The organism is Nocardia huaxiensis, assembly GCF_013744875.1.
In the GTDB taxonomy this organism is placed as follows: Bacteria; Actinomycetota; Actinomycetes; order Mycobacteriales; family Mycobacteriaceae; genus Nocardia; species Nocardia huaxiensis.
This window is the reverse complement of sequence record NZ_CP059399.1, coordinates 556,284-572,115: the sequence shown is the minus strand read 5'-3', so window position 1 is coordinate 572,115 and position 15,832 is coordinate 556,284. Positions and strand designations below refer to the sequence as shown.

Here is a 15,832-nt window from a genome sequence, read left to right as displayed (position 1 = left end):
GGGATGACGATGGCGTCGTTCGTTCAGCCCAGAGTGAGGGCGGTTTCGGAGTCCACCCGGGTGAGCTTCTCCGGATTGCGGACGTAGTAGATGCCCGCGATGCGCTCGTCCTCGTAGCGGAAGGCCATGACGCCGTCGAACTCGCCGTCCAGGCTGACCCGCAGCGCCGGATTGCCGTTGACCACGGTCTGCTCGATGGTGATCGCGACATCCCCGGCCTTGCGCAGGCCGCCGAGGATGAAGCGGACGACCTTGTCCGAACCGCTGATCGGCCGCAGCGAGGCGCGTTTGATGCCGCCGCCGTCGCCCATCAGCACGACGTTCGGGGCGAGGAGGTCGAGCAGGCCCTGCGGGTTCCCGGTCTCGATGGCCTGCATGAACGAATCCAGCGCCGCCTGAGCCTGACTCGGCGACACCACCTCGCGGGGGCGGCGGGCGTCGACGTGTTTGCGGGCGCGGTGCGCGATCTGGCGGACGGCCGCCGTGGTCTTGTCGACCGCGGCGGCGATCTCGTCATGACTCAGGTCGAAGACCTCGCGCAGCACGAACACGGCGCGTTCGGTCGGCGACAGGGTTTCGAGCACCAGCATGAGAGCCATCGACATGCTCTCGGCGAGCTCGACGTTCTCGGCCACGTCCGGAGTGGTGAGCAGGGGTTCGGGCAGCCAGGGCCCGACATAGGATTCCTTGCGCCGGTTCATGGTTCGCAGCCGGTTCAGCGCCTGACGGGTCGTGATCCGCACCAGGTAGGCGCGCGCGTCGTTCACCTGCGACAGGTCCACTTCGACCCAGCGCAGCCAGGTCTCCTGGAGTACGTCCTCCGCGTCGGCCGCGGACCCGAGCATCTCGTAGGCCACGGTGAAGAGCAGATTGCGATGGGCGACGAAGACCTCCGTCGCCGGGTCGGTGGGGTGCTCTGAGGTGTCCACTGGACTGCCGTCTTTCTCGCTGACCGTCGAATTCAACCAACCAGTCTGATCGAAGAGTGTTGTCACCGCGCGACCAGCGCCTCGGCCCGCCTGGCCGCCAGCAGCCGCGCACGCTGATGCCCACCCGAAACCTTGTGCATGCCAAACGAACCGGGCTTCGCACCCTCACAGGCCAGATACTCGACGGTGCTCCGGCACACATACTCCTTGACCTTCGCGGCCAGCCGGCCGTCGAGATGGAACCACAGCGCCACATCATTGCGGTGCGCGAGCTGGACGAGGCCACCCTCCCGGCCCAGGCTGAGGCCCTGACCGACCAGCAGCTGGTTCAGCGTTTCCGGCTGTTCGCCGTCGATGCGGCTGAGCACGGTGTCGGCGGCTCGCGCGCCCAACGGTATGGCGGCCTGGCAGCTCATGCGCAACGGCAGCTCCGACGGGGCGGCCGAATCCCCCGCCGCCACAATGCGATCGTCGTCCACGCTGGTCAGCGTCTCATCGGTGAGCAGGCGGCCCGCCGCATCGGTGTGCAGGCCGCTGCGGCGCGCCAGCTCCGGCACCCCGAACCCGGCGGTCCAGATGGTCACCGCACTCGACAGCGTGTGCCCGCCGCCGAGCCGCACGGTATCGCGGCCCACCTCGGTCACCCGCGACTCACCGCCCTCGAGCACCGTCACACCCAGCTTGGCCAGCCGCCGGGCCACCGCCCGGCGGCCCCGCGCATGCAGGTAGGGGCCGAGCACCCCGCCGCACAGCAGCGTCACCCGGCGGCCCTGCTCGGCAAGCTCGGCAGCGGTCTCGATACCGGTCGGTCCCGCCCCGACCACGGTCACCGGAGCCTCCGCGGGCGCGAGAGCCAGTGCCGCGCGCAGTCGCCGCGCATCCTCCAGCGTGGCGACCGGATACGCGAAACGGTCCGCACCCGGCACATTCGGCCGCGCACCGGCACTGCCCACCGCGTACACGAGGTAGTCGTAGCCGAGCGTGCCGCCGCTCTCCAACTCCACCGCGCGGACGCCCGCATCGATCCGGGAGACGGTATCGACGACCACCCGCACGCGCTCGCTGAGCACCCGCTGATACTCCGTGACGGCGTCGTAGTTTCCAGCGGCCGCCTGGTGCAAGCGAATCCGCTCGACGAAACCCGCGCGCGGATTGATCAGTGTCACGGACACGTTGTCGCGCTGGGTGAGCCGGTTGGCCGCCATGACGCCCGCGTATCCGCCGCCGATAACCACCACGTCGATGTTCGCGCTCATGGTGTCCGTGCCTTTCGTTCGGAAGCCTCTGGAGCCCGGCCCGGCGGTCTCCGGGTCCGCTCCAAGGAGGGGGTCGTCCACAAGACACCACCCGCATGACAGGTGTGACACGTGTGTGACACAGGTCACGCCCACACCCCGCAATTCCTCCCGCCATCCCGGCATCGACCCCACCCCGTCCGCGCAATCACTCGTCATCCCGGCATGGGTTTGGCCGGGATCCACGCAGGCAGTGTGGATCCCGGCCAAAAGCGCGCCGGGATGACGAGGGCCAGGCAACACCGGGATAACGAGGGCCAGGCAACACCCGGATGACGAGGGCCAGGCAACACCCGGATGACGAGGGCCAGGCAACACCCGGATGACGAGGGCCAGGCAACACCGGGATGACGAGGGCCGGGCAGCAAAGAAATCGCCTGCGGCCTCGCGCGCCGGCTCGGCTCAGAGCAGGGAGTCCAGGAATCCCCTGGGAAGTTCCTGGATCTCCGGAGCGCCTGTGCCCAGCGGCATTTCGGTGCGCAGGGTGCGCAGGATGCCCAGGACGCCCGGACCCGCGTCCAGAAGTGGCCTGGTCCAGCCCAATCGGGCACAGCGCACGACCTCCGGGGTGAGCACCGCCATGGCCTCACCCATCCAGCCGGAGGCGGACAGGCATTCGGCCAGCAGGAGCGCAGCATCGAGTTCGGCGCGCGGACGATGGCGTTCGCGAATGCGGCCGAGCAGCGCCCGCGCGCGCTTGACCGCCGTGTCCTCGTTGCCGAGGGGCGCGAGATCGTCTGTGGCACTGCGTTCGTCGCCGCGATAGTGGCGGGCCAGCAGCGCCTGGATGGTGGCCACCTCCTCGGCTTCGGCGGTCAGCGCGGCCGCGCCACCGGCATGCCGAGGCGTGCGCACCATCGGCTCGGAGACCAGACCAGCGGTGTACTGATCGGCGGGCAGTCCGAGTCGCAGGCGTTCGGCGCGGATGTGCGCGGCCAGCCGGGACAGCTTGCGGTCCACCGCGATTCGCGCGCCCTCGTCCAGGCGGGCGGCGGCCGTGTCCAGATCGCCGCGCACCGCCTTCACCCGCGCGCCGATCACGAAGGTGCTCACCAGGAAATCGACCGGGCCGATGCGGGCCGTCAGCTCGTGACTCTGATCCAGCAGACGTTCCGCGGCATCCAGATCACCGCGCCGGTAGGTGAGCTCACCCAGCAGCGCCGCCGCCACCCGCACGGCATGCGAGCGCGGACCCGAACGGTCCCGGCCCGTCTGCCACGCTTGCTCGAAACAGGCTGTGGCGGAGTCGATATCGAGCTGCTCATAGGCGACCGCGCCGAGCCCGCACAGGCCGAAGACCTCACCCAGCGGATCGGCGGAGCGCGCGTGATAGGGCGCTGCCCACTCCTCCATCTCCCGCGCACCGGCGAAATCGAACTCGCACAGTCGCACATACGACGCCAGGTTCGCGGCCGTGGAGACGGTCCACGCGGGCAGATCGTCCGCATGCTGCAGGCATTCGGTGATGCGGTCCAGCACACCCTCGGTGCGGTCGCGCGCGACCTGGTCGGCGGCGGCCAGCACCGCGGCCTGTGCACGCTGCGTCGCGGCCTCGCTGTCGGTGGCCGAAGACCGGGCGAGCATGTTCGACAGGCGGCCCAGCGTCGTCCGCGCCGCATTCGACTGCTGCAGGTTCACATTCGCCCGCGCCAGCGCCATCAGCAGCTTCGACCGCGAGGTCACCTGCTGCACGGGCAATTTCGACACCGTCCCGAACAGCGTCGCCAGGCGGGACCGGTCGATCAGGTCCATGCCGCCGCTCTCGAGCAGATCCAGCGCGAAATCCATATCGGCGGCGGCCAGCGCGTGATCCACCGACTGCCGCAGCAGCCGATGCTCGGCGAACCAGCGGGAAGCCTTGCGGTGCAGGGCCTTCACGCGTCCCGGCTGTGCGCGCTCCAGCCGCGCCCGCAGGTGCTCGGCCACCATCGGCTGCATGCGGTACCAGGTGGAATCCTCGGACAGCCGGTGCACGAACAATTCTCGCTGCTCGGCCTGCTCCAGCAGATCCACCGCCTCGGCCTCACCGGTCAGCGCCTCGGCCAGGGAGGCATTGACGCGTTCGGGCACCGCGATGGCGCTGAGGAATTCGAGCATGCGCGGCTCCAGCGCGTCCAGCACGTTCTCGGCGAGATACTCGCGAATGGCCTTGTTGTCCCCGGAAAGTCGCGCGATGAGCTGATCGGCGTCCCCGCCCGCCGCCCGCAGCGACAGGCTCACCAGCTGGATCGCGGCGGGCCAGCCGTCGGTCGCCGCGTGGATCTGTTCCAGCTGCCGGTCCGTCAGCTCGATCCCGGTCCGGTCCACCAGCAGCTGCCTGGTCTCCTCCAGCGTCAGCCGCAACTGCGCCGACCCGATCTCCACCAGTTCGTCGGCCACCTGCATGCGGCTCAGCGGCAGCCCGGCCCGCTCCCGGCTGGTGATGACGAAACGCAAATGATGGCAACCATTGTCGAGCAGCGCCTCCAGCACCCGATGCGCCCCGGCATCGGTGATGCGATGCCAGTCGTCCACCACCACGACAATCGTGCTGCCCCCGGCATGCACCTCGTCGATGAGTGCGGACACCGCGTACCCGACCGCCTCCGTCGGACGCTCCTCCAGCGCCTGCTCCAGACCGGCGCCGATCTCCGGCCGCACCCGGCGAATCGCGGCGACAATGTGCGCGAGCAGCCACACCTCGTTGTCGTCGTCGCGATCGATGCCGATCCACGCCACCGCCACACCGCGATCGGTGAGCTCGGCGCACCACTGCGCGGCCAGCGTGCTCTTCCCGAAACCGGCCGGACCGTGCACCACCGCCAACCGCCTGCGACCGCCCGCGCGCAGCGGCTCCAGCAGCCGCGGACGCACCACCGGTTCCCGCGCGGGGGTGGGCGGGCGAAATTTCGTCGCGGCCGTGGGCGGCAGCGTATTTCCCGACATGGGCGGGAACCCGCCGGTCGACGGGCCGGAGGGCCGCAGCGTCAGCGACCGGGTGCGCGGCGCGGTGACGATGGTGCGCTGGCGCGAATTCCGCCGGGCGGCATCGGAATCCGCATCATCGCCCGCGACTTCGGCGTCGAGCAGCGCCATTTCGTCGGGCACCTGCCCGTGGTCGGCCTGCACCGTGCGCAGCAGCTCCCCGAATTCCACCGCGCTGCCGGGCCGATCGCGCGGCTCGGGCGCCATGGCCGCCTCGATGGCGGCGGCCACATCGTCGGGGATCTCGCGCTCGCGCAGATCGGGCAGCGGCTGACTGGTGATGCGCAGGAACTGGGAGACGATCTTCTCCCCCACCTGCCGCTCATAGGCGGCGTGTCCGGTGAGCAAGGCGAAAATCGTGGACCCGAGACCGTACACATCCGAGCGCACCGTCGGTTCGTCACCCTTGAGGACCTCCGGGGCGGTGAAGGCCGGTGAGCCGGTGATCAGGGCCGTCGAGGTCCGGAAGCCGCCCGGAATGCGCGCGATGCCGAAATCGGTGAGCTGCGGTTCCCCGTACCGGCTCAACAGCACGTTCGCGGGCTTGACGTCGCGATGCAGCACCTGGGCCCGGTGCGCGCTCTCGATGGCCCCCGCCAGCTTCACCCCCACCCGCAGCGAATCCGACCAGGTGAGCGGACCGTTCTCGCGCACCAGCTGTTCCAGCGAACCGTGCGTGGCATACGGCATGACGATGTAGGGCTGTCCCGTGGGCGTCACATCCACCTGCAGGATGTCCACGATGTTCGGATGCCCGGACAGCCGGCCCATGGCCTGCTCCTCGCGCAGGAACCGTTCCCGGCTTTCCTCGTCTATCTCCGAAGACAACACCTTCACGGCTACGATCCGATCCAGTGCCCTTTGCGCACAGCGGTATACGACGCCGAATCCGCCCCGCCCGATCTCCTCGGCATCGAACAGGCCCATGGCCTCGAGCTCGTCGGTGATGTTCACGGGGATATATGCCTGCGTCGCGTTGTCGGCTCGAGCTGTGTCACTCCGGGGGCCTCCCGGGCGCGCATGTGGATTCATCTCTGGCCACCTCGAACTGGAACGAGCGCGTACCGAACGTACGGGCGTTTCCGGTGTTCTACCCGCGCATATTTCCAAACGTAGCGCGGTCTGCACATATTCGGTGGACGATTCGGCACAGCTATGAATAACACCGGCGGACGCATCCAAGCGTCCGCGCACACAACACGGCCCGGACCGCGACAATCGCGATCCGGGCCGGTTAATTCACTGCGTCAGTGGCGCATTTGCGCCCGCAGCTGTGTTGTTACTTGCGCAGCGAGGCGGGCACCTCGAAGCGCTCGCCGAACTTGGCGGCGAGCTCGTCGGCGCGGGCCACGAAGGCCTCCTGGCCGCCCGGGTAGCCGACGATGAACTGGTGGGTGCCACCGGTCCAGGCCGGGAAACCGATGCCGAAGATCGAGCCGATGTTGGCGTCGGCGGTCGAGGTCAGCACGTTCTCGTCGAAGCACTTCTGGGTCTCGATGGCCTCCGCGAACAGCATGCGGTCCTTGAGATCCTGGAAGGTGACGCCTTCCGGCAGCTCGGTCGAGGTCTTGAACAGGGTGCGCAGCTCGGGCCACAGGTTGGTGGCCTTGCCGTCCACGTACTCGTAGAAGCCCGCGCCGCCGGCCTTGCCCTTGCGGTCGAACTCGCCCACCAGCTTGTCCAGGATCGCCGCGGTCGCGCCGGAAGCGGCGTCGATCGAGCCACCCGCCTCGACGATCGCCTCGGCGGTCTCCTTGTAGATCTTCTGCATGGTGGTGAAGTTCAGCTCGTCCGACAGCTTCAGCGGCGCCGCCGGGTAGCCCGCCTGCAGACCGGCCTGCTCGATGGTCTGCGGGTCGATGCCCTCGTCGAGCATCTTGATGGCCTCGTTGATGAACTTGCCGATGACGCGCGAGGTGTAGAAGCCACGCGAGTCGTTCACCACGATCGGGGTCTTCTTGATGGCCAGCGTGTAGTCGTACACGCGGGCCAGCGCCTCGTCGGAGGTCTTCTCGCCCTTGATGATCTCGACCAGCGGCATCTTGTCGACCGGCGAGAAGAAGTGGATGCCGATGAAGTCCTCGGCCCGCTTCACGCCATTGGCCAGCAGGGTGATCGGCAGGGTCGAGGTGTTGGAGCCGAGCAGCGCGTCGGCGTCCACGATGTCCTCGATCTCCTGGAAGACCGCGTTCTTGAGCTCCGGCTTCTCGAAGACGGCCTCGATCACGAAGTCCACGCCCGCGAAATCCTTCGGATCGGCGGTGGGGGTGATGCGAGCCAGCAGCGCCTCGGACTTCTCCGCGGTGGTCTTGCCACGCGAGAGCGCCTTCTCCTCGAGCTTGACCGAGTAGTCCTTGCCCTTGTTGGCGGCCTCGATGGTGACGTCCTTCAGGACGACGTCGATGCCGGCCTTGGCGGTGACGTACGCGATGCCCGCGCCCATCATGCCCGCGCCGATCACGCCGACCTTCTTGATCTCACGCTTCGGCACGTCCTTCGGACGCGAGCCGCCGCCGTTGATGTGCTGCAGGTCGAAGAAGAACGCCTGGATCATGTTCTTGGCGACCGGACCGGTCAGCAGGGACACGAAGTAGCGGGACTCGATCAGCGACGCGGAGTCGAAATCGACCTGCGCGCCCTCGACCGCGGCCGACATGATGGCCAGCGGGGCCGGCATGTTCTGGCCCTTGGTCTGCTTGCGCAGGTTGGCCGGGAACGCCGGGAGGTTGGCGGCCAGCGCCGGGGTGGTCGGGGTGCCGCCCGGGATCTTGAATCCCTTGACGTCCCACGGCTGCACGCCCTTGTCCGGGTTGGCCTTGATCCACGCCTTGGCGGCCGGGACGAGCTCCTCGACGGAACCGACGACCTCGTTGACCAGACCGGTGGCCTTGGCCTTCTGCGCGTTGAACTTGTTGCCCTGCAGCAGGACACCCATCAGGCCGTTCGCGATGCCGAGCATGCGGGTCACGCGGGTGACACCGCCGCCAGCCGGGAGCAGGCCCAGCTGCACCTCGGGCAGACCGATCTGCACGCCCTTGACGTCGGCGGCGATGCGGTAGTGGGTGGCCAGCGCGATCTCCAGGCCGCCGCCGAGGGCCGCGCCGTTGATGGCCGCGACGACCGGCTTGCCCAGCTGCTCGAGACGACGCAGGTCGCTCTTGATGAAGGTGAGCTCCTCCATGATGGCCGGGGCGTCGGCCTTCGTGGTCTGCATCATGTTCTTGAGGTCACCGCCGGCGAAGAAGGTCTTCTTCGCGGAGGTGATGACGACACCGGTGATGTCGTCCTTCTCGGCGACCAGGCGGTCCACGGTGGCCCGCATGGAGTCCTTGTAGAGCTGGTTCATGGTGTTGGCGCCCTGGTTGGGGTCGTCCATGGTCAGCACGACGATGCCGTCGGCGTCCTTTTCCCAGCCGATCATGTTCTCAGTCATTGTGTTTCGTTCTCCTGAAAAGTCTCGGGTGGGCGTCAGACGCGCTCGATGATGGTGGCGACACCCATGCCGCCGCCGATGCACAGGGTGATCAGGCCGTAGCGCGCGTTGCGACGGTGCAGCTCGTCGATGACGGTGCCGGTGATCATGGCGCCGGTGGCGCCCAGCGGGTGGCCCATGGCGATGGCGCCACCGTTGACGTTCAGCTTCTCGTCGGGGATCTGCAGGTCCTTCTGGAACTTCAGCACGACGGAGGCGAAGGCCTCGTTGATCTCGTAGATGTCGATGTCTTCACGCTTCAGGCCCGCCTTGGCGAGAGCCTTCTCCGCGGCCGGGGTCGGGCCGGTCAGCATGATGGTGGCGTCGGCGCCGGAGATGCCGGTGGCGACGACGCGGGCGCGCGGGGTCAGGCCCGAGGCCTTGCCGGCCTCTTCGGAGCCGACGAGCACCAGCGCGGCGCCGTCGACGATGCCGGAGGAGTTGCCGCCGTGGTGCACGTGGTCGATCTTCTCGACGTAGGTGTAGCGCTGCATGGCGACGGCGTCGAAGCCACCCATCTCACCGATGCCGGCGAAGGCGGGCTTCAGCTTGGCGAGGTCGGCGGCGGTGGTGCCGGGGCGCATGTGCTCGTCGTTGTCGAGGATGGTCAGGCCGTTGATGTCCTTGACCGCGACGACGGAGTTCTTGAAGTAGCCGTTGTTCCAGGCGTTGGCGGCCAGCTCCTGCGAGCGGACGGCGTAGGCGTCGACGTCGTCGCGCGAGAAACCCTCGATGGTGGCGATGAGGTCGGCCGAGATGCCCTGCGGGACAATGTAGTTCGGGTACGCGGTGGCCGGGTCCATGAACATGGCGCCGCCGTCGGAGCCCATCGGCACGCGGGACATGGACTCCACGCCGCCGGCCAGGACCAGGTCCTCGAAGCCGGAGCGGACCTTCTGGGCCGCCAGGTTCACGGCCTCCAGGCCGGAAGCGCAGAAGCGGTTGATCTGCACGCCGCCGACGGTGTCGGGCAGGCCCGCGGCGAGGACGGTGGTGCGGGCGATGTCGGCGCCCTGGTCGGCGACCGGCGACACGCAGCCGAGGATGATGTCCGAGATGCGGTCCTCGTCCAGGTTCGGGTACCGATTCCGCAGCTCCTCGACCAGGCCGGTGGTCAGGTCGATCGGCTTGACCGAATGCAGCGAGCCACCACGGTTCTTGCCCCGCGGAGTGCGGATGGCCTCGTAAATGTAGGCCTCTGTGGTCATATCGGAGTTGTCCTCTCTTAGGTGCGCCGACACCGCGTTGTGCGGTCAGCCCATGTAGCCATGTCCTCGCCGCCCGGCCTCACGACCGACCGTCTTTGACGCTGTAAAACAGCACCTGGCACGGATCGGCGACCTCCAGGCAGCCCGTACGCCTGGGCATACCTTAGAACTTCGCCGAACCGATACTCACGGCCACCCGATCATAGTACCGCTCGATGCGAACTCCGGTTAACTTAATGTGCCTCACAGGGTAGCTGTCAACCCTCCAGAGGCGTCGCACCCAATTCCTGCTTCAGCAGTTCCAAGGCCACCTCATCCGGGTCGCGGCGGTCTCCGGGCGCCACCGGCTCGGCCGCCTGCGCCAACATCTCCCGCTCTTCCTCCTCCGTAGACGCAGGTGGAACGCCGTCATAACCTACTGGCGAGTAGTCAACAGGCCCGGGGTCGTCCGGAAGGTCCGGCCCGTCCGGCAGCGGAATATCGTCCTCGACCGGCGCATTCCGCATCGCGACGGCACTGTCCCCGGAAGGACCGGCGGCACCCGCCGAACCACCGGATCCGCCCGCAGGCGCACCCCAGCCACCGCCGGTCCCACCGGCTCCGCCCGTCCCCCATCCGGTCGCGCCACTGTCACCGCCACCCGATTCGGCAGGGCTCTTCCCCGCCGCCTGACTCGGCCGGGTGAATCTGACCGGCTCCTTACCGCCGCCACTCTCCCGCCCGGGCCCCCGCCCGGCCCCGCCACCGCGCCCACCCGCGGTCTTCGCGGGCGCGGCCTGCACCGCCCCCGCCACCTCCCACCGCACGTCATGATCCCGCCCCAGCACCGCCCGCACCGCGGACCGCACCGCCTCCACATTCTTCGGCTGCGACAACCGCTGCGCCAACGGCGCCGCCGGATGCGCCAGCACAATCGTCTCCCCCTCCATCCGAGCCACACTCGCCCCGGACAACATCGCCTGCACGGTCGCCCCGAACTCCCGCACCTTCGCCCGAATATCCGCCCAGGCAGCCTCGATCTCCCGCAGCGCCTCATCCCCCAGCGGCACCCCGGCCACCCCGGAATCGGCGACGTCCTGAACAGGCGCCGACAGGTCGGCCGAGACGGATCCCGCAGCCCCGGAAAGACCGTCCTCCGCAGCGGGCGCGACGCCGACTTCCGGCGCAGCGACGACATTCTGACCTGCGAACGAAACATCATGCGCCACAGCAGGTTCAGCGGCCAGCGGGCTCGCCTGCACCGGCGGCGCGCCAATTTCGCCGGAATCGCCGGAGCGGTCCTCCTCAGTCACCGGAATGTCCGCCGCAGATGAAGGATTCGCTTGCGGCACAACGTTTTCAAAGTCCGGATCGGCAGCCGCGACCGCGGGCGACGCCTGCGCGGGATTACCGGCCGGTGCCGAGGACTGAGCCGAGAAGGCCATGGGCAGCGGCTCGTCCCCCTCCTCGGGAACCTGCTTCGCATCGGTAGCAAGAGGTGCATCGGAGGGCTCTTGCGCTGCAGCCGAATTCGCAGGCTCGGCATCCAGCCCAGCTGTGGACTCACCACTGACGGCATGAGCCTGTCGCGCGGCCGCGTCGGCGGCCCCCGCGGGCGCAGCCGGTTGCCCCGCCGCCGAATCGGCGTGCGCGGGCGCAGCATCTTGGCCGATGTGCCGCTCGGCCTCAGCAGGGACCTCCCCGGTCGCCGGAACAGGCCCGGAAGCGGAAGGCTGTTGCGCCGCAGCGCGTTCGGCGGGGTGGGCAGCGATGTTCTCAGTGCGCACCCCACTCATCTCAGGCGGGCGGACAGCAGCGGGCTGCGCGGCGCTCTGGGTATCAACCGGCGCGGCGGCCGACTGCGGCGCGACAGGCTGTTGCACCGACGCCGTCTGCTGCGGCGGTTGCTGCTGGGGTGCGGCCTGCACCGGGGCGGCGGACTGCTGTTGCGGCGCGGCGGTCGGCGGGGTGCCGGTCTTTTCGGCGCGCAGGGCGGCGAGGGCTTCCGCGCCGCGGCGGCGTGGGGAACCACCCTCGGATTGGGCTGGGCGCGGGGCGGATTGGACGCTCCCGTCGTCTGCCGGGCGGGCTGCCGGAGCACTCGGGGCGGCGGCGGGCAGGGCTCCGCCTGCCATGCGGCGTTCCAGTTGTTCCAGGCGCTGGAGGGTGGCGGTTTCGGAGTCGGAGGCGGCGGGGAGGAGCATGCGGGCGCCGATCACCTCGAGCAGGAGGCGGGGGTTGGTGGCGCCGCGCATGTCGCCGAGGCCCTCGTGCAGGAGTTCGGCGTAGCGGGCGAGGGCGGCGGGGCCGAGGCGCTCGGCCTGGTCGTGCATGCGGTCGAGGACGTCGCCGGGGCCGGTGACCAGGTTGCGGGCGGCGGCGTCGGGGACGGCACGCAGGAGGATGAGGTCGCGGAGGCGTTCGAGGAGGTCGGTGGCGAAGCGACGGGGGTCGTGGCCCGCCTCGACCACGCGGTCGATGGTGCCGAAGAGGGTGGCGCCGTCGGAGGCGGCGAGGGCTTCGACGGCGTCGTCGATGAGGGCCACGTCGGTGACGCCGAGCAGGGAGACCGCGCGGGGGTAGGTGACGCCTTCGGGGCCCGCGCCCGCGAGGAGCTGGTCGAGGACGCTGAGGCTGTCGCGGGGGGAGCCGCCGCCGGCGCGAATCACCAAGGGGTACACGGATTCTTCGACCGGGACGTGCTCCTGGTCGCAGATCTTGCCGAGCAGGCCACGCATGGTGGCGGGCGGCAGCAGGCGGAACGGGTAGTGGTGGGTGCGCGACCGGATGGTGGGCAGCACCTTGTCCGGTTCGGTGGTGGCGAAGACGAAGATGAGGTGGGCGGGCGGCTCTTCCACGATCTTGAGCAGCGCGTTGAAGCCCGCGGTGGTGACCATGTGCGCCTCGTCGACGATGAAGACGCGGTAGCGGGATTCGGCGGGCGCGTAGAAGGCGCGGTCGCGCAGTTCACGGGTGTCGTCCACACCGCCGTGGCTGGCGGCGTCGAGCTCGATGACGTCGAGGTTGCCGGAACCGCCGGGGCCCAGCGCCACACAGGACGGGCACACGCCGCACGGTTTCGAGGTCGGGCCCTGCACGCAGTTCAGCGAGCGCGCGAGGATGCGCGCGGACGATGTCTTGCCGCATCCGCGCGGGCCGGAGAACAGATACGCATGACTGATCCGGCCGGTGTCGAGCGCGGTACTCAGGGGATCGGTGACGTGCTCCTGACCCACCACTTCAGCGAACGTTGCCGGTCGGTACTTCCGGTACAGAGCCACGCGCTGAGGGTACCGGCTACAGCCGACAGGACTGCCGCGCTCCGTCCCTTCGCGAGGCGGACCGCCCGGCCGCCTTGTGATGCACATCACATAGATTCCCCGCGCCGGTTCCGTACCGACCGGACCGGACGCCGAGCCTGAGATCTTGATCAGCAAATTCTCAGCGCGATCACAGGCGCCCCGTACCCGGACACCACTTCCACCCAAGATCACCATTTATGGAAGCGAGGTACGTTTCAACTCCACGTAGCGGACATAACGATCCAGTCAACCGATGCAGCAAGATCGCAATCGTTTGGCTACCGTGGACATCGGCAACTTCGGTAGCCAAACCTTCATCAGGTTGGTGGCCCCGGCCGGTCCCTCATCCCGACCGGGGCACAACCAAATCTCCCGGAGGAACGCCCAAGTGCCGTCGCATGACGACATCGCCGCCGCCTGGCTCTCCAGCACCGAATTCGCGGATGACAATGCCGCGGTCGGACTGCTCAGCCGAGCCATCAGCCCGGCGGACTACGACATCAAACGAGACTCGCTCCCCGTGTCGGCCGCCGCCGACCCGGCCACCGCGAGCGCCATTCTCGAACTGCTGCAGCGCGGCCAGGTGCCGACGCTGGCGGCCATCGAGACCCTCATCGTGCAGAACGACATGCGCGCCGAGGCCGAACGCATCGAACGCCTGGGCCGCCGCGCCCAGCGCAGCATCGACGACTTCGGCCGGGTCCTGGCCAAACTCACCGACGAGTACTGGACGATGCACGGCACGGGCCCGACCCGCCGCGACATCCTGCTCTCGGAACCGGTCTTCAATCTCATTCGCAATCGGGTCGGCAATATCGCCCCGACGGCGGTCAAACATCTGTGGCTGGTCGAGCGCGCGCAGCGCGCCGGCTGGATCGCCTACAACGCCGCGCCCCGATCCCTTTGTGCCGGAAGGCGTTTCCACGCTTCCCGGTACGGAAATCGAGTGTCGCTGCGCCCGGTGAACACCCTCGGCACGCTGGTCGCCGCGTACCTGCGCGATCAGATCGCCGAGCAGGGCCGCCCGCCGCGCTGGTCGGTCATGGCCTACGAACTCCGTGACGATCGCGGCCGGCGCGTGTTCAACGACACAGCCGACGCCCGCGCCCAGCAGCAGTGGCTCGTCACCGCCGAATGGATGGCGCTCGAGGACGGCAATCCGGTGCCCGGGCCGCGCGGCTTGCGCGCGCTGACCCGCAAGGGCCGTGACCGCCGCAGCTGAGCTGCGGGTCTCTGTTGCAGCTGAGCTGCGGGTATCTGTTACAGACACGTATCCAACTGCTCATTTTCGTAACAGCGCCGAAACGTGAGTATTCGGTAACTTCCGTGCAACGCGATCACGCGCGGAAGGAGTTACTCACCCCATGACACCGACACTCGATGCGGCGGCGACAGCCTGGCTGTTGGCCGCGACCGCAATGGTGCTGCTGATGACACCGGGCCTGGCGATTTTCTACGGCGGCATGGTGCGATCCTCCGGCGTGCTCAACATGCTGATGATGAGCTTCATCTCGATTCCGCTGGTCACCGTGGCGTGGCTGGTCTTCGGGTACAGCCTCGCCTTCGCACCGGACGCCGGCGGCGGGCTCATCGGAAACCTGGAATTCCTGGGGCTTTCCGGCATCGACCCGAACACCCTGCACGTCGTCGACGCCACGACCGGTGCGGCGGTGCCGGAACTGCTGTACGTGACCTTCCAGCTCACCTTCGCGATTCTGACCGTGGCGCTGGTCAGCGGCGCCATCGCGGATCGCGCCAAGTTCTCCGCGTGGATGATCTTCGTTCCGGTGTGGGCGCTCATCGTGTACGCCCCGATCGCGCACTGGGTGTGGACCTCGGACGGCTGGCTGTTCAAGCTCGGCACGCTCGACTACGCGGGCGGCCTGGTGGTCGAGATCGCTTCGGGCGCTTCGGCTCTGGCCATGGCGCTGGTGCTGGGACCGCGCATCGGGTTCAAGGTGGACGCCATGCGCCCGCACAATCTGCCCTTCGTGCTGCTGGGCGCGGGTCTGCTGTGGTTCGGCTGGTTCGGGTTCAACGCCGGTTCGGCCTTGAACGCCAATGGCATGGCCTCCGCGGTGTTCCTGAACACGCTGGTGGCCGGTTGCCTCGGCATGCTGGGCTGGCTCGTGGTGGAGCAGGTGCGCGACGGCCGGCCGACCACCTTCGGTGCGGCCTCGGGTGCGGTGGCCGGTCTGGTGGCCATCACGCCGTCGTGCGGTTCGGTGAACACGCTGGGCGCGCTGATCGTGGGTCTGGTTGCGGGCGTGGTGTGTTCGTTCGCGGTGGGCCTGAAGTTCAAGGGCGGCTACGACGATTCGCTCGACGTGGTGGGTGTGCACTTCGTCGGCGGCGTGGTGGGCACGCTGCTGATCGGCCTGCTGGCCAACGCTGTCATGACGAACGGCGCGGAGGGTCTGCTCTACGGCGGCGGGCTCGCCCAGCTGGGCAAGCAGGCGGTCGGCGTGCTCGTGGTGGCGCTGTTCGCCTTCGGTGTGACCTTCGCGCTCGGCAAGGTCATCGACAAGACCATCGGGTTCCGCGTGAGCCGGGAGGACGAGGTCGGCGGCATCGACTTCGCCCTCCACGCGGAAACCGCCTACGCCGAAGGCGTGCACGGGCACAACCCGCGCAAATTCGGTGAGGGGCCGTTCGGACACTGAGCCGAACGGAAGCGACAACG

The 15,832-nt window shown here is 68.6% G+C and carries 8 protein-coding genes; 2 read left to right on the top strand and 6 right to left on the bottom strand.

Features of this window, described 5'->3' with window-relative positions; translation table 11 throughout:
- Positions 1 to 23 precede the first annotated feature (23 nt).
- The 6 genes from H0264_RS02580 to H0264_RS38415 all read right to left on the bottom strand — a co-directional run bounded on the left by H0264_RS02580 (position 24) and on the right by H0264_RS38415 (position 13,128).
- Positions 24 to 929 carry an RNA polymerase sigma-70 factor gene (locus tag H0264_RS02580; protein WP_181582469.1) on the bottom strand — a complete coding sequence of 302 codons (906 nt, stop codon included), beginning with the start codon at positions 927 to 929 and terminating at the stop codon, positions 24 to 26.
- A 62-nt stretch (positions 930 to 991) separates the two neighbouring features.
- Positions 992 to 2,185 carry an NAD(P)/FAD-dependent oxidoreductase gene (locus H0264_RS02575; protein WP_181582468.1) on the bottom strand — a complete coding sequence of 398 codons (1,194 nt, stop codon included), beginning with the start codon at positions 2,183 to 2,185 and terminating at the stop codon, positions 992 to 994.
- Positions 2,186 to 2,626: 441 nt separating this feature from the next.
- A complete protein-coding gene (locus tag H0264_RS02570; protein WP_244976092.1) occupies positions 2,627 to 6,142 on the bottom strand; it encodes a serine/threonine-protein kinase in 3,516 nt (1,171 codons plus the stop codon).
- 325 nt (positions 6,143 to 6,467) lie between these two features.
- Positions 6,468 to 8,621: a 3-hydroxyacyl-CoA dehydrogenase NAD-binding domain-containing protein gene (locus H0264_RS02565; RefSeq protein WP_181582466.1), complete on the bottom strand. Its 2,154-nt coding sequence runs from the start codon at positions 8,619 to 8,621 to the stop codon at positions 6,468 to 6,470.
- Positions 8,622 to 8,656: 35 nt separating this feature from the next.
- A complete protein-coding gene (locus H0264_RS02560) occupies positions 8,657 to 9,868 on the bottom strand; it encodes an acetyl-CoA C-acetyltransferase (RefSeq protein ID WP_181582465.1) in 1,212 nt (403 codons plus the stop codon).
- A 257-nt stretch (positions 9,869 to 10,125) separates the two neighbouring features.
- The gene (locus H0264_RS38415; protein WP_244976091.1) at positions 10,126 to 13,128 is read right to left on the bottom strand and encodes a DNA polymerase III subunit gamma and tau; all 3,003 of its coding nucleotides are present in this window, start codon (positions 13,126 to 13,128) and stop codon (positions 10,126 to 10,128) included.
- A 409-nt stretch (positions 13,129 to 13,537) separates the two neighbouring features.
- On the opposite strand from H0264_RS38415, the gene H0264_RS02550 reads away from it, so the two are divergent.
- Entirely contained in the window at positions 13,538 to 14,371 is an 834-nt protein-coding gene (locus H0264_RS02550; RefSeq protein ID WP_181582464.1) for a hypothetical protein, read from the top strand.
- A gap of 142 nt (positions 14,372 to 14,513) precedes the next feature.
- Complete coding sequence (locus H0264_RS02545; RefSeq protein WP_181582463.1) at positions 14,514 to 15,812, top strand: ammonium transporter; 1,299 nt, start codon at positions 14,514 to 14,516, stop codon at positions 15,810 to 15,812.
- The last annotated feature ends 20 nt before the right edge of the window (positions 15,813 to 15,832 follow it).